Source organism: Bradyrhizobium sp. AUGA SZCCT0169, assembly GCF_018130085.1.
In the GTDB taxonomy this organism is placed as follows: Bacteria; Pseudomonadota; Alphaproteobacteria; order Rhizobiales; family Xanthobacteraceae; genus Bradyrhizobium.
Window position 1 is genome coordinate 14616 of record NZ_JAFCMC010000055.1, and the last position, 20870, is coordinate 35485.

At 63.3% G+C, this 20870-nt stretch carries 22 protein-coding genes; 9 read left to right on the top strand and 13 right to left on the bottom strand.

Annotated elements, in window-relative coordinates:
• Entirely contained in the window at positions 1-966 is a 966-nt protein-coding gene (locus JQ609_RS33460; protein ID WP_212276844.1) for an NAD(P)-dependent oxidoreductase, read from the bottom strand.
• A gap of 148 nt (positions 967-1114) precedes the next feature.
• Positions 1115-2431 (bottom strand): L,D-transpeptidase family protein, encoded by a 1317-nt coding sequence (locus tag JQ609_RS33465; protein WP_409410497.1) that lies wholly within the window; start codon positions 2429-2431, stop codon positions 1115-1117.
• Positions 2432-2769: 338 nt separating this feature from the next.
• On the opposite strand from JQ609_RS33465, the gene JQ609_RS33470 reads away from it, so the two are divergent.
• On the top strand, positions 2770-3573 hold the full coding sequence (locus JQ609_RS33470; protein WP_212276846.1) for a hypothetical protein: 804 nt from the start codon (positions 2770-2772) through the stop codon (positions 3571-3573).
• A gap of 15 nt (positions 3574-3588) precedes the next feature.
• On the opposite strand, the gene sseA is transcribed toward JQ609_RS33470, so the two are convergent.
• The 3 genes from sseA to JQ609_RS33485 all read right to left on the bottom strand — a co-directional run bounded on the left by sseA (position 3589) and on the right by JQ609_RS33485 (position 6318).
• The gene (gene sseA, locus JQ609_RS33475; protein WP_212276847.1) at positions 3589-4446 is read right to left on the bottom strand and encodes a 3-mercaptopyruvate sulfurtransferase; all 858 of its coding nucleotides are present in this window, start codon (positions 4444-4446) and stop codon (positions 3589-3591) included.
• A gap of 138 nt (positions 4447-4584) precedes the next feature.
• On the bottom strand, positions 4585-4998 hold the full coding sequence (locus JQ609_RS33480; RefSeq protein WP_212276848.1) for a rhodanese-like domain-containing protein: 414 nt from the start codon (positions 4996-4998) through the stop codon (positions 4585-4587).
• A gap of 144 nt (positions 4999-5142) precedes the next feature.
• A complete protein-coding gene (locus JQ609_RS33485; RefSeq protein WP_212206509.1) occupies positions 5143-6318 on the bottom strand; it encodes a VWA domain-containing protein in 1176 nt (391 codons plus the stop codon).
• A 148-nt stretch (positions 6319-6466) separates the two neighbouring features.
• Here JQ609_RS33485 and JQ609_RS33490 point away from each other — a divergent pair, with 148 nt between their 5' ends.
• The 6 genes from JQ609_RS33490 (at position 6467) to JQ609_RS33515 (ending at position 12231) form a co-directional block, all read left to right on the top strand.
• Positions 6467-6709 (top strand): GlsB/YeaQ/YmgE family stress response membrane protein, encoded by a 243-nt coding sequence (locus JQ609_RS33490; RefSeq protein ID WP_212033892.1) that lies wholly within the window; start codon positions 6467-6469, stop codon positions 6707-6709.
• 98 nt (positions 6710-6807) lie between these two features.
• Positions 6808-7650 (top strand): MoxR family ATPase, encoded by an 843-nt coding sequence (locus JQ609_RS33495; protein WP_212206507.1) that lies wholly within the window; start codon positions 6808-6810, stop codon positions 7648-7650.
• Between the two features lie 82 nt (positions 7651-7732).
• Positions 7733-9235, top strand: coding sequence for an NAD(P)/FAD-dependent oxidoreductase (locus JQ609_RS33500; protein ID WP_212276849.1), 1503 nt, complete (start codon positions 7733-7735; stop codon positions 9233-9235).
• A gap of 194 nt (positions 9236-9429) precedes the next feature.
• The gene (locus tag JQ609_RS33505) at positions 9430-10479 is read left to right on the top strand and encodes an aromatic ring-hydroxylating dioxygenase subunit alpha (RefSeq protein ID WP_212276850.1); all 1050 of its coding nucleotides are present in this window, start codon (positions 9430-9432) and stop codon (positions 10477-10479) included.
• Positions 10480-10483: 4 nt separating this feature from the next.
• A complete protein-coding gene (locus JQ609_RS33510; RefSeq protein ID WP_212276851.1) occupies positions 10484-11236 on the top strand; it encodes a GntR family transcriptional regulator in 753 nt (250 codons plus the stop codon).
• An 8-nt stretch (positions 11237-11244) separates the two neighbouring features.
• Complete coding sequence (locus JQ609_RS33515; protein ID WP_212276852.1) at positions 11245-12231, top strand: PDR/VanB family oxidoreductase; 987 nt, start codon at positions 11245-11247, stop codon at positions 12229-12231.
• On the opposite strand, the gene JQ609_RS33520 is transcribed toward JQ609_RS33515, so the two are convergent.
• From JQ609_RS33520 to JQ609_RS33540, 5 genes are all read right to left on the bottom strand, one after another.
• On the bottom strand, positions 12228-13859 hold the full coding sequence (locus JQ609_RS33520) for a GMC family oxidoreductase (protein WP_212276853.1): 1632 nt from the start codon (positions 13857-13859) through the stop codon (positions 12228-12230). The two genes, JQ609_RS33515 and JQ609_RS33520, sit on opposite strands and share 4 nt — an antisense overlap.
• A gap of 29 nt (positions 13860-13888) precedes the next feature.
• Complete coding sequence (locus JQ609_RS33525; protein ID WP_212276854.1) at positions 13889-14482, bottom strand: GNAT family N-acetyltransferase; 594 nt, start codon at positions 14480-14482, stop codon at positions 13889-13891.
• Positions 14483-14608: 126 nt separating this feature from the next.
• A complete protein-coding gene (locus JQ609_RS33530; RefSeq protein WP_212276855.1) occupies positions 14609-15535 on the bottom strand; it encodes an SMP-30/gluconolactonase/LRE family protein in 927 nt (308 codons plus the stop codon).
• A gap of 162 nt (positions 15536-15697) precedes the next feature.
• The gene (locus JQ609_RS33535; RefSeq protein ID WP_212276856.1) at positions 15698-16534 is read right to left on the bottom strand and encodes an AraC family transcriptional regulator; all 837 of its coding nucleotides are present in this window, start codon (positions 16532-16534) and stop codon (positions 15698-15700) included.
• A 134-nt stretch (positions 16535-16668) separates the two neighbouring features.
• On the bottom strand, positions 16669-17019 hold the full coding sequence (locus tag JQ609_RS33540) for a hypothetical protein (protein ID WP_409411219.1): 351 nt from the start codon (positions 17017-17019) through the stop codon (positions 16669-16671).
• 184 nt (positions 17020-17203) lie between these two features.
• On the opposite strand from JQ609_RS33540, the gene JQ609_RS33545 reads away from it, so the two are divergent.
• On the top strand, positions 17204-17422 hold the full coding sequence (locus JQ609_RS33545) for a hypothetical protein (protein ID WP_212033914.1): 219 nt from the start codon (positions 17204-17206) through the stop codon (positions 17420-17422).
• Positions 17423-17557: 135 nt separating this feature from the next.
• Here the strand turns inward: JQ609_RS33545 and JQ609_RS33550 are convergent, their stop codons facing one another.
• From JQ609_RS33550 to JQ609_RS33560, 3 genes are all read right to left on the bottom strand, one after another.
• Positions 17558-17695, bottom strand: coding sequence for a hypothetical protein (locus tag JQ609_RS33550; protein ID WP_212276857.1), 138 nt, complete (start codon positions 17693-17695; stop codon positions 17558-17560).
• A gap of 17 nt (positions 17696-17712) precedes the next feature.
• Positions 17713-18147, bottom strand: coding sequence for a cupin domain-containing protein (locus tag JQ609_RS33555; RefSeq protein ID WP_212206487.1), 435 nt, complete (start codon positions 18145-18147; stop codon positions 17713-17715).
• A 312-nt stretch (positions 18148-18459) separates the two neighbouring features.
• Positions 18460-19113, bottom strand: coding sequence for a glutathione S-transferase family protein (locus JQ609_RS33560; RefSeq protein WP_212206485.1), 654 nt, complete (start codon positions 19111-19113; stop codon positions 18460-18462).
• A 187-nt stretch (positions 19114-19300) separates the two neighbouring features.
• Between JQ609_RS33560 and JQ609_RS33565 the strand changes: the two genes are divergently transcribed.
• On the top strand, positions 19301-20524 hold the full coding sequence (locus tag JQ609_RS33565) for a polyhydroxyalkanoate depolymerase (protein WP_212276859.1): 1224 nt from the start codon (positions 19301-19303) through the stop codon (positions 20522-20524).
• Positions 20525-20870 lie beyond the last annotated feature (346 nt).

Here is a 20870-nt window from a genome sequence, read left to right on the forward strand (position 1 = left end):
TCAGGCCGCCGCCTTCTCCGCCGCTTGCCTCGCGACCATTGCAAATCCGTTGCGCCAGGATGCATAGGCCGGCCGCCAGCCCAGTTCCTGCCGGGCCTTGGCGTTCGATCCTCCGCGCACCTTGGTCATCATCGAGACCATGTGCTCACCCGCCAGGAGCCGGCCGAGCCAGGCCGGTACGTGAAACGGCCGTTTGGCGCCGAGAATGCCTGACAGCGCGGGCAGCCAATCCCTGACTTGCGCCGGTTCGTCGTCGACGATGTTGTAGATGCTGCCGGGCCTGCCATGCTCGACGGCGGCTACCGTCGCGGAAGCCGCGTCCTCGACATGCACGAAAGACCACCAGCCGCCGCCGTCGCCGATCAGCGGCACGCGGCGATGGCGCAGCTGGCCGATCATGGCCGGCGACAGCATGCCGGTATCGGGTCCATAGAACGATCCATAGCGCAACACGATGCCTTCGGGCGCGACTGAGGCGGTCACGGCACGCTCCAGATGCTGGATCGCTTCGAGCGTAGGGCGCAACTCCTGCGGCGGATCAGGATCGAGTTCGTCGGCCTCGGTCTTGACCGGTCCGCCACCGCTGCCATAGGTCCAGCCGCAAAAGCTCTGGGCGATGAAACGCTTCGCGCCGGCATCGCGCGCGGCAACCAGCAGAAAATCGGTTCCGCGCGTCCGCAGCTGATTGGTGGCGCTGAAGGCGCGATCGAAACGGCGCAGATCCGTCACCGCGGCAAGATCGGTCATCTCGTCGATGACGACATCGGGATTCGCCGACATCACGGCGGCATGAACGGCCGGTGCGTCGAGGCCGTCGGCCACGACCGGTTCGGCCCCCAGCCGTTTGATGGCCTCGGCCTTCGCCGCCGTCCGCGTCATGCCGGTGACGGAATGACCGGCCGCAACCAATGCAGGAACGAGTTCGCGGCCAACGGCGCCGGTGGCGCCCGCAACGAAAATTCGCATGCTGAGATCCTTCCTTTGCCGCCCAGCCTCGTTGTCGGCGGCAAATAGTCGGAAGGAATGTGAATTCAAGCGCGCGCCCACCTCGCGCCCAATAAAAAAGGCACGCTTTCGCGTGCCTTTTTTAAATGATGTCGGTCCGAACCAGTGCCTAGCGCACCGTCACCGGCGCGGGCAGCGGGGGCACCACGGTCGGCTGCATGCCGGGAACCGGGGCGAGTTGCGCCTGAGTCGGCCCGCCCTGGGCGGTTGCAGGCGGCAAGCCTTGGGCAGGTGGCAAGCCTTGAGCAGGGGCCAAGCCCTGGGCAGGCGCGGCCGAAGCGGTCGCGGTTCCCGGCGGCGGGCCACCGGGCATCACGACGACGCGGGTGCCGACTTTGACGCGTTCGAACAGGTCGGACACGTCCTCGTTCAGCATGCCGATGCAACCCGACGAGACGAACTTGCCGATCGTCGAAGGCTGGTTGGTGCCGTGGATGCGGTAGACGGTCGTACCCAGATACATCGCGCGGGCACCCATCGGGTTGCCGGGGCCGCCGGCCATGAAGCGCGGCAGATAGGGCTGGCGTTCGATCATCTCGGACGGCGGATGCCAATCCGGCCACTCGGCCTTGCGGGTAACCTTCTGCACTCCGGTCCAGGTGAAACCATCGCGGCCGACGCGGACGCCGTAGCGGATCGCGCGGCCACCGCCGAGCACATAATAGAGGTAGGTGTTCGGCGTATCGACGACCAGCGTGCCGGCGGGCTCCTTGGTCGCGAACGAAACTTCCTGACGGCGCAGATGCGGCGGCAGCTGCGCGGGCGCGGCTTCCGGCTGTTCTTCGGGCGGCAGGGCTGACAGCACCAACGGCTTGCCGTCGGCGCCGACAGCCGGCTGCTGCGGTTGCACGGCGCCGGTGACGGCGGGTCCGCCGCCGACCGCTTCCGGCGGACGCATGCGGTCGTCACCCAGAACGCGACGATCATCACCACGATCCGAATAGATCACGGGTGGCGGACCGGCGGGCCGCCCGTAACGCGGATCATCTGGCGAAAGAATCGGGCCCGTAGGCATCGGCTGGCCGCGGTCCGAATAAACCGGCGCGCCGGCAGGACGACCGTAACGCGGATCATCCGGCGAAAGGACGGGGCCTGTGGGCATCGGCGGGCCGCGGTCGCTATAAACCGGGCGGCCGTAGCGGGGGTCGTTCGGCGACAGCACCGGACCAGGCGGCGGGAGCGCGGTCGAACTCTGGGCGTTCGGCGCGTCGTCGTCGTCATCGTCCAAGGCATCGAAATCGGGCGCGGGTCTGCGGCGTTCATCGACGCCATAACCACCGGGAACATACTGTCCGGCCTGGTAGCCTTGACCCTGGTAGCTTTGGCCTTGGTAGCCTTGGCCCTGGTAGCCTTGGGCCTGGGCAAGCGAGGTTCCTGCCATTGCAGCAGCGATGGCAGCGCTGATCGTCAGAATACGGTTAATCATCATCGCTCTTGTATAGTCCCCAAGCCACACCGGACCGTTAACGGCAGATGACGGAAGATAGCGGCGCATTCAAGACAAATCCGTCAAATTCGGCCCAAATCGGTCATTTTGTGATGGACCGTGAACGCTGCGGCAAAGATGCCGCACGGCGCGAAAAACATCGTCTACCAGCCCCTCGCCGCCATTGGCCGCCAATTTTGTAACAAACAGGTTCGAGACGTTGAGATACTCTCGAATCGGCCTGATTCGCGGTGCGAATCCAGCCGCTTCCCAGTGGTCACCGCGTTCCCTTGGCATCAACAGCCCTGCATGTTCCCGGCAAGGCGGAACTCGCGTCCATGCTCCCCGGTTTTCGCTTTCTGTTCGCCGCGATCGTGCTGTCGATGTCGGTTCTGGTCTTTGGGCTGGGTGCGGCGGCGCTGCTGCGTGCCTCGCATGAGCAATTTGCCAGCATCCCGTCGCGGCGGCCGCCGCCCGAACCCGTATTTGTCAGGCAGAACGAACCGCCCCAGCCGACCCTGGCCCTGCTGCGCGTCGAGCCCGATGTCGCAGAGAAGGTGCCGGACAATGTGCCGGCGACCATCATCGAGACCGTGACCCCTTCCGCGCCAGCTCCGGAAGCGCCGCCGGCTGAACCGGAAAAGACGGCTGCGCTGAAGCTGGACGAACCCGTGAAGCTGAACGAGGCCGTGCCGGACGAGACGGTGAAAGCGGAAATCCCGGCGGCAGAAACAATACCGGCTGTTCAGGCTGCGCCGGCGGAGATGCCTGCCGCCGAGACTCCTGCTGCCGAGACGCCTGCGGCCAATGAGGAAGTGAAGCTCGCGGCGATCGCGGAAACGCCGCCGCCGGCAACATCAGCCGTATCGACCGAGCCTGCGCCGGTGGCGGAAGCGCCCTCCCTGGCAGACAACCTCGCCGCGATGAAGATCGCCACGCTGGGCGGTCCTGCCGTCGCTATCCAGGAAACGGCTTCGGTGAAACCGGCGGCCGCAAAATCAGAGCGCAGCGTCAACCGGAAGCGGGCGCAGCGCGCCAAAGAGCGCCGGCGCATCGCAGCGGCGCGACGCGCGCTGCAGGCGCGGCAGGTGGTTCAGCAAACGGCCGACCCGTTTGCGCAACTAACCCCGCGCAGCAGATAATAAAACGCGCACCGCTCAGGTCGGGCCGGTCGCAACCGGCGGCCCGCCCTGCACACCCCATTCGGTCCATGAGCCGTCATACAGCGCACTGCCGCGCACGCCGAGGCGATAAAGCGCCAGCGTCAGCACCAGAGCGGAGACGCCGGAGCCGCAACTCGTCACGATCGGCGCGTCGAGCTTGACGCCGGCGCCGACAAACACCGCGCGCAGCTCCTCGAGCGACTTCATCGCACCGGTCGAGGCGTCGAACAGCTGGTTGTAGGGCACGCTGAGGCTGCCCGGAATATGACCCGAACGCAGGCCCGGCCGCGGCTCGGGCACCTTGCCCTGATAGCGCTCGTTGGCGCGCGCATCGAGCACCTGCTCGGTGCGGCTTTCGAGATTGTCGACCATCTGCTGGAGATTGCGCGTGTACCGCGGATCGAACGTCGCCTTGAACGTCGCCGGCTTCGCCGTGACCTCACCGCTGTCAATCTTGCGGCCTTCGGCACGCCACTTCTTCAGGCCGCCATTCAGGATCCGGACGTTCTGGTGTCCGAACGACAGGAACATCCACCACACGCGGGGGGCTGCGACCCATCCGCCGGAATCGTACAGCACGACCGTATCGCCGTTGCCTATTCCAAGCCCGCCGACATCGCGGCCGAACTGCTCGGCGCTCGGGAACATATGCGGCAGCGGATTGGAATGATCGGACACCGCATCGACGTCGAAGAACACCGCGCCCGGCAGGTGGGAGGCGAGATAGTCGTCCTTCGGCAGCGGCAGAATGCCCGGCATCTTGAACGACGCGTCGATGATCTTGATCTTGGGATCGTCGTAATGCGCGGCGAGCCAATCGGTGGAGACAAGCGGATCGTCGGTGGTGGTCATGTTTGATTCCAATTCTTCGGTAGTGGGGCCGTCGCCCTTCGAGGCGCGCAAGAGCACGCACCTCAGGGTGACGGGAATCGAAATTTGTCATCCTGAGGTGCGAGCGCTTGCGAGCCTCGAAGGATGACAGCCCGGCTGTCACCCCTTCTTCTTCGGCTCCCACTTCTCGACCGGGCCGCCGGCGTCGCGCCAGGCGGCGAAACCGCCGGCCATGTGCGCGACCGGCTTCAGGCCCATGTCTTTCGCGGTCTTGGCCGCCAGCGCCGAACGCATGCCGCCGGCGCAGTGGAAGATGAACTTCTTGTCCTGCTGGAAGATCGGCTTGGCGTAGGGGCTTTCCGGATCGATCCAGAATTCCAGCATGCCGCGCGTGCAGGAGAACGCGCCTGGAATTCTACCGTCGCGCTCGATCTCGCGGGGATCGCGGATATCGACGATCACGACATCGTCGCCGGCAGCCGCCTTGATCGAATCCACAGCGCTGAGGGTTTCGACCTCGGCATTGGCTTCGTCGATCAGGGATTTGATACCGCGGTGGATGGTCTGGGGCATTGATTGCACCTTTATTGTTGTCCGCTGTTGTTTTTGTTGCCGTCATTCCGGGGCGATGCGAAAGCATCGAACCCGGAATCTCGATCCAGTAAAACAACCTCGAGGTTCCGGGTTCGCTTCGCGCCCCGGAACGACGGTGAAAGCCTACCGCACCAATTCCTTCATCGCGCCTTCGAGGCCTTCGATCGTGATCGGGTACATCCGCTCCGAGAACAGCCGGCGAATGATGGTGGTGGATTCCGAATAGTCCCAGTGCTTCTTCGCCACCGGATTGAGCCACACCGCGTGCGGATAGGTGCGAATGATGCGATCGAGCCAGACCGAACCGGCCTCCTCGTTGACGTGCTCGACCGAGCCGCCGGGGACCATGATTTCGTAAGGCGACATCGAGGCGTCGCCGACGAACACCACCTTGTAGTCGTGCGGGTACTTATGCAGCACGTCCCAGGTCGGCGTGCGGTCGGTGAAGCGCCGCTTGTTCTGCTTCCAGACGCCTTCATAAAGGCAGTTGTGGAAGTAGAAATATTCCATGTGCTTGAATTCGGTCTTCGCCGCCGAGAACAACTCCTCGACCTGCTCGATATGCGAATCCATGGACCCACCGATGTCGAAGAAGACCAATACCTTGACCGCGTTGCGCCGCTCGGGGCGCATATGCACGTCGAGATAGCCGTGGTTGGCGGTCTCCTTGATCGTGGTGTCGAGGTCGAGTTCGTCAGGCGCGCCGGTGCGGGCGAATTTGCGCAACCGCCGCAGCGCGATCTTGATGTTGCGGATGCCAAGCTCGACATTGCCGTCGAGATCCTTGAACTCGCGCTTGTCCCACACCTTCACGGCGCGGTTGTTGCGGTTCTTTTCCTGGCCGATCCGCACGCCTTCGGGATTGTAGCCGTGGGCGCCGAACGGCGAGGTGCCTGCCGTGCCGATCCACTTGCTGCCGCCCTGGTGGCGGCCTTTCTGTTCCTCTAGCCGCTTGCGAAGCGTCTCCATGAGCTTGTCCCAGCCCATCGCCTCGATCTGCTTCTTCTCTTCCTCGGTGAGGTATTTCTCCGCGAGCTTCTTCAGCCATTCGGCGGGAATGTCCGCCTTCTCCATGGCGTCGAGCAGGTTCTCCAGCCCCTTGAACACGGAGCCGAACACGCGGTCGAACTTGTCGAGGTTGCGTTCGTCCTTCACCAAAGCGGCGCGGGAGAGGTAATAGAAATTCTCCACCGTCTGATCGGCGAGGTCGGCGTCGAGCGCCTCCATCAGCGTCAAATATTCGCGCAAGGTCACCGGGACCTGTGCGTCGCGCAGCGATGTGAAGAATTGCAAGAACATGGAATACAGATTGCCCGCCGGGCCGCTGACGTCAAGGGCTGGCGGATTCCCGACAGGGAAGGCCAGCGCATACCAGACAGACCTAGACCGGGAGGGTTTTTCCTCTAGAATTGAGCCATAAAGGGCTTATTCCGGCAGGGGAAATTCAATGGGGATCATAGCTGCGCTGATCATCGGCGCGATTGCGGGCTGGCTGGCCGGAAAGATCGTGCGCGGCGCGGGTTTTGGGCTGATCGGCAACATCGTGATCGGCATCATCGGCGCGCTTCTTGCGGGCTGGCTGTTGCCGCAACTGGGCGTCAACCTCGGCGGCGGCTGGATCCGCGAGATCATCAACGCCACCATCGGCGGCGTGATCATCCTGGTGATCCTCTCGCTGGTCAAACGCTGACAGGCGCGCATCACCTTCAATCGCGACCGCCGAGCCGGCGGTCGTTTACTGTTCAGGCCGAAAACGGCGCAAGAACGAACAACAAGGCAAAAAGATAGATGAAATTTACCGGCACCAAGGACTACGTCGCCACCGAAGACCTCAAGGTCGCGGTCAACGCCTCGATCGTGCTCGAGCGCCCGCTGCTGATCAAGGGCGAGCCCGGTACCGGCAAGACCGTGCTGGCCGAGGAAGTCGCCAAGGCGCTCGGCGCGCCGCTGTTGACCTGGCACATCAAGTCCACCACCAAGGCGCAGCAGGGCCTCTACGAATATGACGCGGTATCGCGGCTGCGCGACAGCCAGCTCGGCGACAGCAGGGTCTCCGACATCTCCAACTACATCAAGCGCGGCAAGCTGTGGGAAGCCTTCACCCACGACAAGCGCCCGGTGCTGCTGATCGACGAAATCGACAAGGCCGACATCGAATTCCCCAACGACCTCCTGCTCGAACTCGATCGCATGGAGTTCTTCGTTTATGAGACCGGCGAGAACATCAAGGCGAGCCTGCGCCCGATCGTGATGATCACCTCGAACAACGAGAAGGAACTGCCGGACGCGTTCCTGCGCCGCTGCTTCTTCCACTACATCAAGTTCCCCGACGCCGACACCATGGGCCGGATCGTCGACGTGCACTTCCCCAACATCAAGAAACGCCTGGTCGAGGAAGCGCTGCGGATCTTCTTCGAGGTGCGCGAAGTGCCGGGCCTGAAGAAGAAGCCCTCGACGTCGGAGCTGCTGGACTGGCTCAAGCTGCTGCTCAACGAGGACATCACCCCGGAAATGCTGCGGGAGCGCGATCCGCGCAAGCTGATCCCGCCGCTGCACGGCGCGCTCCTGAAGAACGAGCAGGACGTGCATCTGTTCGAACGACTGGCGTTCCTGAGCCGCCGCGAAGTGTAATCGCAAGACGACAGCGCCAGAACCTCGGTTCTGGCGCTTCGCTTTTGAAACGACAAAATCAACGAAAAGAAGAACAGGGAAGATGAACGTTCAAAGCCAGATTCACGCCGCCTCGCCCGGCCATACCGAGCATTTCGACGTCCTGATCGCGGGCGCCGGCATCTCCGGCGTCGGCGCGGCCTACCACCTCACCACGCAATGTCCGGGCACCAGTTTCGTTGCCCTCGAAACCCAGAAGACGTTCGGCGGCACCTGGAGCACGCACCGCTATCCGGGCATCCGCTCGGACAGCGACCTGCATACGTTCGGCTATCGCTTCAAGCCGTGGACCACGGCGCCGATCGCAAGCGCGGCTGAGATCCTCAAATATATGGGCGATGTGATCGAGGAGAATGACCTCGCCCGCCATATCCGCTACCAGCACACCATCACTTCGGCGACCTGGTCGAGCGAACAGAACCTCTGGACCATCGAGGCCACGCGGAGCGACACCGGCGAAAAGCGTCGCTTCACCACCAATTTCTTCTGGATGTGCCAGGGCTATTACCGCCACACCGAAGGCTACACACCAGAGTGGAAGGATATGGCCAGGTTCCAGGGCCAAATCGTCCATCCGCAGAAATGGCCTGAAGATCTCGACTACAAGAACAAGCGCGTCATCGTGATCGGCTCCGGCGCCACGGCCGCAACGCTGATCCCGGCGCTGGCCAATGACGTCGCGCATGTCACCATGCTGCAGCGTTCGCCGACTTATTTCCGCACCGGCCGCAACGCGATCGAAATCGCCGAGCAACTGCGGCAGTTGCAGGTCGACGAGAAGTGGATCCACGAAATCACCCGCCGAAAGATCCTGTTCGATCAGGATGCATTCACCCGCAAGACCTTCGAGGAACCGGAAGCGGCGAAGAAGGATTTGTTGTCGGCGGTGGAAGCCTATCTCGGCAAGGACTACGACATTGCGACCCACTTCACGCCAAAATATCGGCCGTGGCGGCAGCGCATCGCCTTCATTCCCGATGGCGATTTGTTCCAGGGCATCAAGTCGGGCAAGGCTTCGGTCGTCACCGACGAGATCGAGTGCTTCACCGAGAAGGGCATCCTGCTGAAATCCGGCAAGGAACTGGAAGCCGACATCGTCATCACCGCGACCGGCTTCAACCTCTCGGCCAATGGCGACATCGAATTCGCGGTCGATGGCAAGAAGCTGGATTTCGCCGATACCGTGACCTATCGCGGCATGATGTTCACCGGCGTGCCGAACCTGGTCTGGGTGTTCGGCTATTTTCGCGCCAGCTGGACCCTGCGCGTCGATCTCGTCGCGGATTTCGTGTGCCGGTTGCTCAACCACATGAAGGACACCGGCGCGAAGAAAGTGGTGCCCCAGCTGCGGCCGGAAGACCACAACATGCCGCTATTGCCGTGGATCGATCCGGAAAATTTCAACCCCGGCTACATGATGCGCGGCATGCACTTGTTGCCCAAGCGCGGCGACAAGCCGGAGTGGCAGCACAACCAGGACTACTGGGCGGAGAAGGATGAATTTCCGGCCATCGACCTGAAGGACCACGTGTTCGTTTACGGCTGACCAACCCGGATTGGGTTGAGGCTACTGAACCGCTCCCCCGCTCGGGAGCGGTTTCTTATTACCTTTCTCAGAGCAACTAAAGCCAATACTGTATACCGGAATGGACATTTTTTTGGCATAACTCATAAAATATCTCGACTTACGGCCATTAATGTATACAGACTGCACTCAGGCCATAGTATTGGAGTGCAGCCATGCCGTCGTCATTCCCGCTCAATGCCTGGTACGCCGCCGCCTGGGACGTCGATCTCAAGCACGCGCTCTTCCCCCGTACGATCTGCGGCAAGCATGTGGTGATGTACCGCCGCTCCGACGGCCAGGTGGCCGCGCTGGAAGACGCCTGCTGGCACCGGCTGGTGCCACTGTCGAAAGGCCGGCTCGACGGCGACACCGTCGTCTGCGGCTATCACGGGCTGAAATACAATGCGCAGGGCCGCTGCACCTACATGCCCTCGCAGGAGACCATCAACCCGTCCGCCTGCGTGCGCTCCTATCCCGTGGTCGAGCGGCATCGCTTCATCTGGCTGTGGATGGGCGACCCGGCGCTGGCCGATCCGGCGCTGGTGCCTGACATGCACTGGAACGACGATCCGGCCTGGGCCGGCGACGGCAAGACCATTCACGTGAAGTGCGATTATCGGCTCGTGGTCGACAATCTGATGGACCTCACCCACGAGACCTTCGTGCACGGCTCCAGCATCGGCAACGACCACGTCGCCGAGGCCCCGTTCGACGTCACCCATGGCGAGCGCACCGTGACGGTGACGCGCTGGATGCGCGGCATCGAGGCGCCTCCGTTCTGGGCCGCGCAGCTGGGCAAGCCCGGCCCGGTCGACCGCTGGCAGATCATCCATTTCCAGGCGCCCGGCACCGTCAATATCGACGTCGGGGTGGCGCCCGCCGGCACCGGCGCGCCGGAAGGCGACCGCTCGCAGGGCGTCAACGGTTTTGTCCTTAACACCATGACTCCGGAGACCGACACGACCTGCCACTATTTCTGGGCCTTCGTCCGCAACCACCGCCTGACCGAACAGAAGCTGACCACCGAGATCCGCGAAGGCGTCTCCAATATTTTCCGCGAGGACGAGATCATCCTGGAAGCGCAGCAGCGCGCCATGGATGAGAACCCGGACCGCACCTTCTACAACCTCAACATCGACGCCGGCGCGATGTGGGCGCGGCGCGTGATCGACCGCATGGTGGCGCACGAAAATTCGCCGCCGACCGCGCAAGCCGCGGAGTGAGGCCATGAGCGAACGCGATTCCGAACGCTCGATCTCGCAGACGGTACGCGCCCAGCTCGCGCTGCGTGACATGATCCTGTCCGGGCAATTGCGGCCGGGCGAGCGCATCAGCGAATTGCAGGCGGTCGAGATCACAGGCGTGTCGCGGACGCCGGTGCGGCTGGCGCTGGTCCGGCTCGAAGACGAAGGCCTGCTGCAGGCGATCCCCTCCGGCGGTTTCATGGTCAAGGCGTTCACCGAGCGCGACATTTTGGATTCGATCGAGCTGCGCGGTACGCTGGAAGGCCTCGCCGCCCGCTTCGCCGCCGAACGCGGCGCGAGCGCGCGCAGCCTCGAGCCGCTGAAGGAATGCCTCGCCGACCTCGATCAGCTGGTTCGCCAGGATCCGGTCTCGGTCGAAGCATTCTCCGCCTATGTGACCATGAACGCGCGCTTTCACGCGCTGCTCACCGAACTTTCCGCCAGCCCGCCGCTGATCCGGCAGATCGACCGCGTCTCGGCATTGCCGTTCGCGTCGCCGAGCGGCTTCGTGATGGCGCAGTCGGCGCTGCCGGAAGCGCACCAGATCCTTTTGATCGGACAGGACCATCACCGCATCGTGGTGGACGCGATCGAGAACCGCGAGGGCGCGCGCGCCGAAGCGATCATGCGCGAGCATTCGCGGCTCGCCGCACGCAATCTGCGGCTGGCGCTGCGCAATCGCACGCATCTCGATTTGCTGCCGGCGCTCGCTCGGCTCCAATCCCCAGCCGAATAGGGATTGTCATGCGCTTCGTCGAACAATGGAGCTGGTGCACGGTCGACGCGATCCGTGACGTCACGCCTGGCATCCGCGAATTCCGCCTGCGCCCGGACGGCGGCGTGGCGCCCTACCCGGCCGGCAGCCATCTCAACGTCGCGGTGCTGATCGACGGGCAGCCCGCACGGCGGTCCTATTCGCTGGTCGGCGATCGCGATCCGCAAGTGTATCGCATCGCGGTGCGGCTGGCGCCGGACAGCCGCGGCGGCTCGCGCGCGATGTGGAGTCTGAAGCCGGGCGCGCGGATCGAAATCTCCAATCCAACATCGCTGCTCGATATCGACTGGAACAGACAAAATTATTGCTTGATCGCGGGCGGCATCGGCATCACCCCGATGTCAGGTATCGCCAGCGCCCTGCACCGGCGGAATATCGACCTCACCCTGCACTACGCGGTGAGGTCGCGCGGCGACGCCGCCTATCTCGACGAATTGTCCGCCGTGCTCGCTGACCGGCTGGTCGTCCACGCCAGCGACGAGGGCGCACGGATCGATCTCGGTGCCACCTTCCGCGCACTGCCATCGGACGCGATGGCCATCATGTGCGGGCCGATGCGGATGCTGGAGGCGGCGCGGCGCGCCTGGAACGAGGCGGGTCGAGCGCCCGCCGATCTGCGTTACGAAACCTTCGGCTCCAGCGGCCTGCTGCCGACGGCGGAATTCCGCGTACGTCTGAAGGACACCGGCGCCGAGCTTGTGGTCTCGCCCAACAGTTCGATGCTCGACGCGCTCAACGACGCCGGCTTCGAGGTGATCTCGGACTGCCAGCGCGGCGAATGCGGCGTCTGCGCGGTCGATGTCATCGCCGTCGATGGCGAGATCGACCACCGCGACGTGTTCTTCAGCGACGCGCAGAAGCAGGGCAACCGCAAGATCTGCCCATGCGTGTCACGCGCCGTGGGCGTGGTCACGATCGACACGCTGTACCGGGCAGAGGCACCTCTGCGCGGCTAAACCCGCGCTGCCTCAGGCGCGGCCTTGCCGCGGATCATGTCGGAGGCCTTGTCGGCGATCATCATGGTCGAGGCGTTGAGATTGGCCGAGATCATCCGCGGCATGATCGACGCGTCTACCACCCGCAGGCCCTGCAGCCCGTGGACGCGCAGCTGGTCGTCGACGACAGCCCATTTGGTATCGGCCGGTCCCATCCGGCAGGTGCAGCCGGGATGGAACGTGGTGGTGCCGCGCTCGGTGGCCGCGGCGAGAAACTCGTCGTCGCTCTGCACCTTGGGCCCGGGGAAATCCTCATAGGCGTAATATTGCGACAGCGGCGCGGAGGCGAGCAGCCGGCGCGCCAGCTTCATGCCGGCGACGACCACGCGGCGATCGAGCTCCTCGACCAGGTAATTGGTCTGGATGATCGGCGGCGCAAAAGGATCGGCCGACCGGATACGGACATAGCCGCGGCTTTCCGGCCGCTGCTGCCATGAGGCGATGGTCATGCCAGGCTCGTCCTCGAGCTGGCCCTGCACGCCCTCCTTGTAGCTTGCGGGCGTGAATGTTAGCTGCAGGTCGGAGCTTTCGGTGGTCTCGCCGGAATGCCAGAAGCAATAGACCATGGTCGGCGACAGCGACAGCAGCCCGCGTCGCGTCGTCGCCCATTTCAGCGCCTCGACCCAGAGGCTGAGGCCGCGCCGAAGCTCGTTAATGGTCTTGATGTTCTTGACGCGCGCGACCGAGCGCGGCGCGTAATGATCCTGCAGGCCCTCGCCGACGCCTGATAGCGCGTGACGCACCTCGATGCCGTGCGACTGCAACAGCTCCGGCGAGCCGACGCCTGACAATTGCAACACTTGAGGTGAATTGTAGGTACCGCCGGAGAGGATGACTTCCTTGTTGGCGCGCACTTCGGTGGGCGTGCCGCCCTTGCCGCCCTTGAGGTAACGGACGCCGACGGCGCGCTTGCCTTCGAAGATGATGTTGGTGACATGTGCATGCGTCCGCACATCGACATTCCCGCGTTTTACCGCCGGATGCAGGAACGCGGTCGCGGCGCTGACGCGCAGGCCGTTTTGAATGGTGCGCTGGGCGTAGGAGACGCCTTCCTGGATCGCGCCGTTGTAATCGGGGTTGCGCGGAATGCCCAGACTCATGGCGCCTGCCATGAATGCCTCGCACAGCGGATCGCGCCAATCCATGGTCGTGACGGTCAGGCTGCCGTCGCGCCCGCGATAGGTTTCATCGCCCTCGCCGACGCGCCGCTCCAGCCGCCTGAAGTAGGGCAGAATGTCCGGGTAGCCCCAGCTCCGATTGCCGAGTTGCGCCCAGGTATCGAAGTCCTGGCGCTGGCCGCGGTTATAGATATGGCCGTTGATCGACGACGAGCCGCCGAGCGTCTTGCCGCGCGGCGCGTAGATGCTGCGGCCGCCGGTCCACGGCCCCGGCTCCTGCTGATACGCCCAGTTGACGCTCTTCATATGGAACGTCTTGATGAAGCCGGCCGGCAGATGAATGTAGGGATGCCAGTCCTTGCCCCCAGCTTCGAGCACACACACGCGGGTGCCTGCATCTTCGCTCAGGCGATTGGCGAGCACGCTGCCTGCGGAGCCCGCGCCAATGATCACATAATCGAACGTTTCCATCACGCTTTTTTCTGCCGCGGGCTGAAAAACTACCGCAGTCTATCGTTGAGTTGATAATTGAGATGCGCCTTCACCGTCGGCCACTCGCTGGCGATAATGCTGAACACCACGGTATCGCGCAACGTGCCATTCGGCGCGATCACATGGTTGCGCAAGATGCCATCCTGCTTGGCGCCCAGGCGTTCGATGCCGCGGCGGCTCTGCTGGTTGAAGAAGTGCGTGCGGAATTCTACCGCGATGCAATCGAGCGTCTCGAAGGCGTGCGTCAGCAACAGCAATTTGCACTGCGTATTGAGGGCGCTGCGCTGCACGCGCTTGGCGTACCAGGTGGAGCCGATCTCGACGCGCCGGTTGGCGGCATCGACATTCATATAGGTCGTCATTCCCGCGATCTTGCCGTCGGCATCGAACACCGTGAACGGCAGCATCGAGCCTGATGCCTGCAAGCCGAGCCGGCGATCGATCTCCTTGGTCATGTCTTCCGGCGCCGGCACGAAGGTGTACCAGAGATTCCACAGCTCCCCGTCCCGCACCGCTTCGGTCAGGCCGTCGCGCTGATCGTGCGACAGCGGTTCGAGCCGCGCGTAAGCGCCGCGAAGGGTAACCGGTTCAAGCCAGGGCATTCAGGACTCCGCTCTCTATTCCGTCATTGCGAGGAGCGCAGCGACGAAGCAATCCATTCTTTCTTTGCGTGGCGACATGGATTGCTTCGCTACGCTCGCAATGACGTTGATGGGCTCGTACCTATATCACTTATTCAAGAAATTCAGCGGCAGGCCGGGGCGCGGCCAGTCCATCGCGACCAGCTCGCCCTTGCCTGACAGCGTGATGTACGCGGTCTTCAGGTCGGGCCCGCCGAAGGCGATATTGGTGGTCATGCGGTCGCCGGTCGGCACCTGCTCGACCAGGGTGCCGTCGGGGGCGATCACGGAGATGCAGCCCGAGATCAGCGTCGCCACGCAGACATTGCCTGACGCTTCGACCGCGAGCGAGTCGAACATCTGGTAGCCGCCGAGGCCTGTGATCGGCTTGCCGCGTTCACCGCGATAGATCGGCTCACGCGGCTTCAACGTGCCGGGCGCGGAAAGTTCGTAGGCCCAAAGCCGCGCGGTCGGCGTTTCGGCGATGTAGACAGTGTTTTCGTCCGGCGACAGCCCGATGCCGTTGGCCGGCAGTACGCCGTGCACGATTTCGACGATCTCCTTCATGCCGGGCTTGACGTAGTAGACGCCGCCGACATCCATGTCGCGGGCCCGGCGCTTGCCCAGTTCGGAGAACCACAGGCCGCCGTGCTTGTCGAACACGAGGTCGTTGGGACCCCGCAGCGGATACTCGCCGCATTTGTCGACCACCGTCTCGACCTTGCCGTTCGAGAGGTCGACGCGCTGGATCGAGCCACCGAGATAGTCATCGGGCTGCGGACCCGGCATGATCACCTTCCCCGTCGGAATCCAGCTAAAGCCGCCATTGTTGCAGAAATACATTTTGCCGTCGGGGCCAAGCGCTGCGCCATTGGGGCCACCGGGGACTTCCGCGACCACCTCCTTGCGGCCGTCCGGCCAGATCCGTGTCAGCCGTTTCCCGCGGATTTCGACCAGCACGACCGATCCGTCCGGCATGACTACCGGGCCTTCCGGAAACTCCAGATCGGTGGCGAGAACGCGGACATTTCCCATGAAATCCTCCCGGCTTTTTATGGCTGCAGGCGGACTCCAAGCTCATTTCCGCACGCGCAACGCTGACGTTGCGTCATGTTATGGCAAAGCAGATCACGCTTGCCAAGCAACCGCAGGCCATTGGGATACGCAGGGCTGCCCTGCGGGAGATTGCGTCTGCCCCTACTCGCGAACCGGTATCCATATTTCCAGTCCGCCATTGCCGGTCGCGGGATCGAACTTCTCGTCATAGCGCTCGAAATTCGGCGCGTCGGCGGCATTCATGCCGGACGCCGGCAGCCAGTGATTCCAAATCGTGTTGACGGTACGGCGAATGGTCGAGATGTGCTCGACGTGGGTAAACACGGCGTATTTCTGCTCGGGAATCCGCACCCGCTGGAATTCGCGCGGCAGGTCGGAGAAATCGGTCACTTCGACGGCGGCGACATAGTCGAAATTGCCAGCATCGTCGGCGTTGCAACAGACGCCATAGGCCACCTTGCCGACCCGACCGGGGACATTGTCGATGGCCTGATTGAAACGCTGCCCCAGGCTCGGAATGAAGGCGCCTTCGTTTTCGTGGGTGCAGCGTTCGCCGATACCGGCGACCAGCAAGGCCTTGCCGGTCTCGAAACGCGGGGGCTTGAGATGATCGAGCGCGGTTGAAATCATGACGATGGGCTCCTGAAGCTTGAGACGATCGAGGCACGTTCCTGATCGAACCATCTCAGGCGTGATGCCGAAATGGTCGCGGAACGCGCGGGTGAAGGCTTCGTGAGAGCTGTAATCCGCATCCAGCGCGAGGCTGAGAATGTCAGGCGCGCCGGCGCCAAGCGCACGCGCCGCATTGCTGAGGCGACGCGCACGCACATAGCGCATGACCGAATATCCGGTCGCGGCCGCGAACGCCCGCACCAGATGGAAGCGCGAGACGCCGGCGATCGCGGATATCTCGTCGAGGGTCAACGGCCCGGCGAGATGACTTTCGATGTACCAGAGCGCCTTCTGGGCTGGATTCATCGGTGACAGCTTTCGTTTGAAGCGGCCGCATCATGAACGCTTGCAACGCGCCGCATTTGACCGGCGTTGCTCTCGTGGTCGCCACAGCGTCGCGGGAACCGCGGGTGTGCTGCGCATCGCCCGGAATGACGGCGTTACTTCGCCGCAGCCGGCGCCGCATCCTTCGCCGGCGCATCGGACTTCTTCTTCAATTCTTCCACCGTCTTCTTCTGCAGATCGTCCACGAACTTCTGCAAGGCGATGACGCTTCCCTTCAACGCCTCGATCTGCCGGTTGGCGGCATCGAGCTTCTGCTGATTGTCCTGCGTCATCTTGTTGATGGTCTTTTGCAGGAAGTCGACATTGCTCTGCAGGCAGGAGGTGCGCCGCTCCATGGTTTTTTCGACGGTGCAGATCTCGATGCCGGGAACATCCTGCGCGTAGCTTGCGCATGGCATCAGCAGCGCTGCGACGGCGGCAGCAGTCGTTGCAATCCGGGCGATCATCCAATCCTCACTTAGACTTCATTCGGTCAATCACATCAATTTGCTCGTATCAGGCCGCAGGCTGCAGCGATACCACACTGATACCGCATTCAGGCGGTGAGCTTCCCCTTTATGGGTGTGGATGGACTTTCGCCGGGGAACCCAAACGTAAGGTTTGCACGCCCCGGCAATGGAGATTGAACATATGGCAACGCGCGAGAAGCGGCTGGCACAGTTCGATGGCAACGGGGAACCGCCGCCGGACCGGCCGGTGGAGGTGCTTTGCGAGGATCACAGCGGCACATATCAGTTACCGTTCGCCTGCCGCTGGATCGAGGGCCAATGGCGCAACGAGCGGACCGGTGGCGCCCTTGAGGCGACCGTGGTCGGCTGGCGGCTGCCGCGGGTCAGCAGTCAGGTTTGACAGTTTTTTTCCGGGGCTAGGCGGTTGCAGGCGCAGCCGCGCGCGCGGCGCATTGTGTCAGAATGCGACGATGTCGCGCGTTGTCCGAAACCGCTCTTAAGTTTTGGAACGCGGACGGAACGAATCGCGCCCGAATCACTGCTTGGCGGCTGTACTCCCCTGTTCACGGCTAGATATCGGCTGGAACGTGATGCGGCGCACCACATGCAGCACCGCCACGATCGGCCGCAACCAGCGGCCGACGACAAGGGTTAATTCCTCCGGGGATGACATGACGATCTCCTTGGCGGTCACTTCCAGGGTGTCGGCGGCGGCACGTGATCGACGGCCGGGTCCACATCGACGGTCTTGAAGTCGGCCGGGCTGACGATCTCCAGGTACTCCATGTCTTGCGAGTAGTCGTAGAGGTAGTGCGTGATGCCCGGGCGCTGATGCACGACGTCGCCGGCTTGCACCAGCGTCGACTTGTCCTCGTACATGAAGCGTGCCCAGCCCTTGGTCATGATCACGATCTGGAATTCGCACAGATGCTTGTGCCAGCCGGTGCCTTCTTCGGGCGGCAGATCGGGATTGGCCTTGACCAGATGGCAGATCACCTGGCCGCCGGTGGCGTCGGCGATGCCGAGGTCGCGGTAGAGGAAGAAGTCGCGCAGTCCCCCGCCTTCGAAGTCGGTATCGCCGGGTTTGACGTGGGAGAATTTGCTGACGATGGCAGTCTGATTCATTGAAGCCTCCACGGTTCTCGTTCGCGAGATCGCGATCACGCAAGGCGTCCAAATTTTCGGCAGCGTCGCATCGTCGCGTTCACGGCTGCATGCTGCTATGCGAAATCTGCGCCAGTCGCGTTGCACTGCGGCGATCACACCAGTGACCGGCCGAAGCGCTTGACGGGAGACTGGAATCCGCGCCCGGCGATTTCTGCCGCAGCGTTGCTGCATCGCGGATGTCAGCGGCGATACACCGCGATGGCACCGGCTTTAAGCAAACCCTGCCCGAAGCTTGAGCCCGTCAAACGGGCAGCGCCTGGCGCGCGCTGCCTAATATTCCACCTCGAGCTCCTCGATGTCGGCGGGCTCGGCCTTGGCGGCTTCGATCCACTCGACCATCTCGGGCATCGCCATGATGGTTTTTGCGTAGGCCGCAAGCTTCGGGTCGAGCTTGACGTCATAGGTCATAAAGCGGGTCACGACCGGCGCGTACATCGCGTCCGCCATGGTGCGTTCGCCGAACAGGAACGGCCCCCCGGACTGGGCAAGGCACTCGCGCCAGATGGTACAGACGCGGTCGATATCGGACTGTGCGCGCGACCAGATCTTGAAGTTCGGGAAATGGCCCTTGAGATTGACCGGCAGTGAGGCCCGCAGCGTGGTGAAGCCGGAATGGATTTCACCGCAGATCGATCGGCAGTGCGCCCGCCGCACCCGGTCCGCCGGCAGCAGGCCGGCGTCCGGCATCACCTCGTTGAGATATTCGGCGATCGCCAGCGTGTCCCAGACGGTGGCGCCTTCGTGCCGCAGGCACGGCACCAGGATCGACGACGACAGCAGCAGGATTTCGGCCCGCGCCGACGCGTCGTCAGGTGCGGTCACGACCTCTTCGAAGGGAAGACCTGAGAATTTCGCGAGCAGCCAGCCGCGCAGCGACCAGGACGAATAGTTCTTGCTGCTGATGGTCAGTGTCGTTTTCGCCATAGGGCCTTCCCTCACGCCTGAACGTCTTCCGCAAGGCTGAGCCGGCCGCACCAGCGCGCCGCCGATAGCTTACGCCGGTCACTTGCGCCGGTCACGTTCCGCAGCAAGCCACGTGCCAGTTTTTCGGGCGGTTCGCTCCGCTTTGGCTTCGATATTGCATGGCATCATCGGGCAAGGGCGGATGCGTATGATGTCATTGATGTACCAAGCTTATCAGAACCATATGGACCTCACGGCGCCGTGGCGGACCGGGGCCGGAGCGGCGCTGAAATACCTCAACCTCGTGCCGCAAGGCGTGTCCGACAAGGCGTTCGGGCGGCTGGCTGCGGCGCTCGAACTGATCTCGCGCACCTCGCTGACCTACACCCGCCCGGCCTACGGCATCGACAAGGTCATGGTCGGCAATCAGGAACTGGAGGTAACCGAGGAAGTCGCCTTTGCCACGCCGTTCGGATCGCTGCTGCGGTTCAAGAAGGAGCACGCGCCGGAGCAACCGAAGTTGCTGCTGGTGGCGCCGATGTCCGGCCATTTCGCGACGCTGCTGCGCGGCACCGTGAAGACCTTGCTGCAGGACCACGACGTCTACATCACCGACTGGCACAACCCGCGCGAGATCCCGCTCAACGCCGGCCGCTTCGGCCTCGAGGATTACACCGACCATCTGATCACTTTCCTGGACAAGATGGGCCCGCGCTCGCACATGGTGGCGATCTGCCAGCCCTCGGTCTCGGCGCTGGCGGCGGCGGCCGTGATGTCGGAGCAAAATCACCCGGCTCGGCCTGCGACGCTGACGCTGATGGCGGGGCCGATCGACACCCGCATCCAGCCGACCAAGGTCAATGACTTCGCCAAGAGCAAACCGATCAAATGGTTCAAGGAGAATTTGATCAACTACGTGCCCGTTCAATGCAAGGGCGCGTTCCGCCAGGTCTATCCGGGCTTCGTGCAGCTCACGGCGTTCGTCTCGATGAACCTCGAACGCCACATCAAGCAGCACATCGACCTTGCCCAGCATCTGGCCAAGGGCGAGAAGGAGAAGGCGGAAGTCATCAAGACCTTCTACGACGAATATTTCGCCGTAATGGACCTGCCCGCGGAATTTTACATCGAGACCGTGCGCGACGTGTTTCAGGAGCATCTACTGCCGCTCGGCAAGCTGATGCATCGCGGCAAGGCGGTGAACCCGGCCGCGATCAAGCGCATGGGCCTGATGACGGTCGAAGGCGAGAAGGACGACATCTGTTCGATCGGCCAGACGCTGGCCGCCCAAGATCTCTGCACCGGCGTGCGCGCCTATCGCCGCGTCCATCACATGCAGGCCGGCGTCGGCCATTACGGCGTGTTCTCCGGCAAACGCTGGAACAACGAGATCTATCCGCTGCTGCGGGATTTTGTTCATGTGAACTCGTGAGGGGGCAGGCTTTGGCTTGGCGTCGTTGTGAGCCCGGCTGCTCCACGCACCACTGTCATCCCCGCGGATGCGGGGATCCAGTACGCCGCGGCTTCTCGGTTCTATCATCGGCGCCTCTGGAATACTGGGTCGCCCGGTCAAGGCCGGGCGATGACAACTGAATATGTGCCGCATTCTCGCGACGCATTGCGCCCGAGGTTTGCCAGAAACTTCCCGCCCTCCATACAAAGGGCGCAGGGAAGACCGGGTGCGCGCTGCACCCGCGGTCCCGTGTGCGGTTTGCACTAAGTAGGCTGCACACGAGCATACAGGGCAGCGGTGAACACCCGGCCTTCCCTGCGCAATG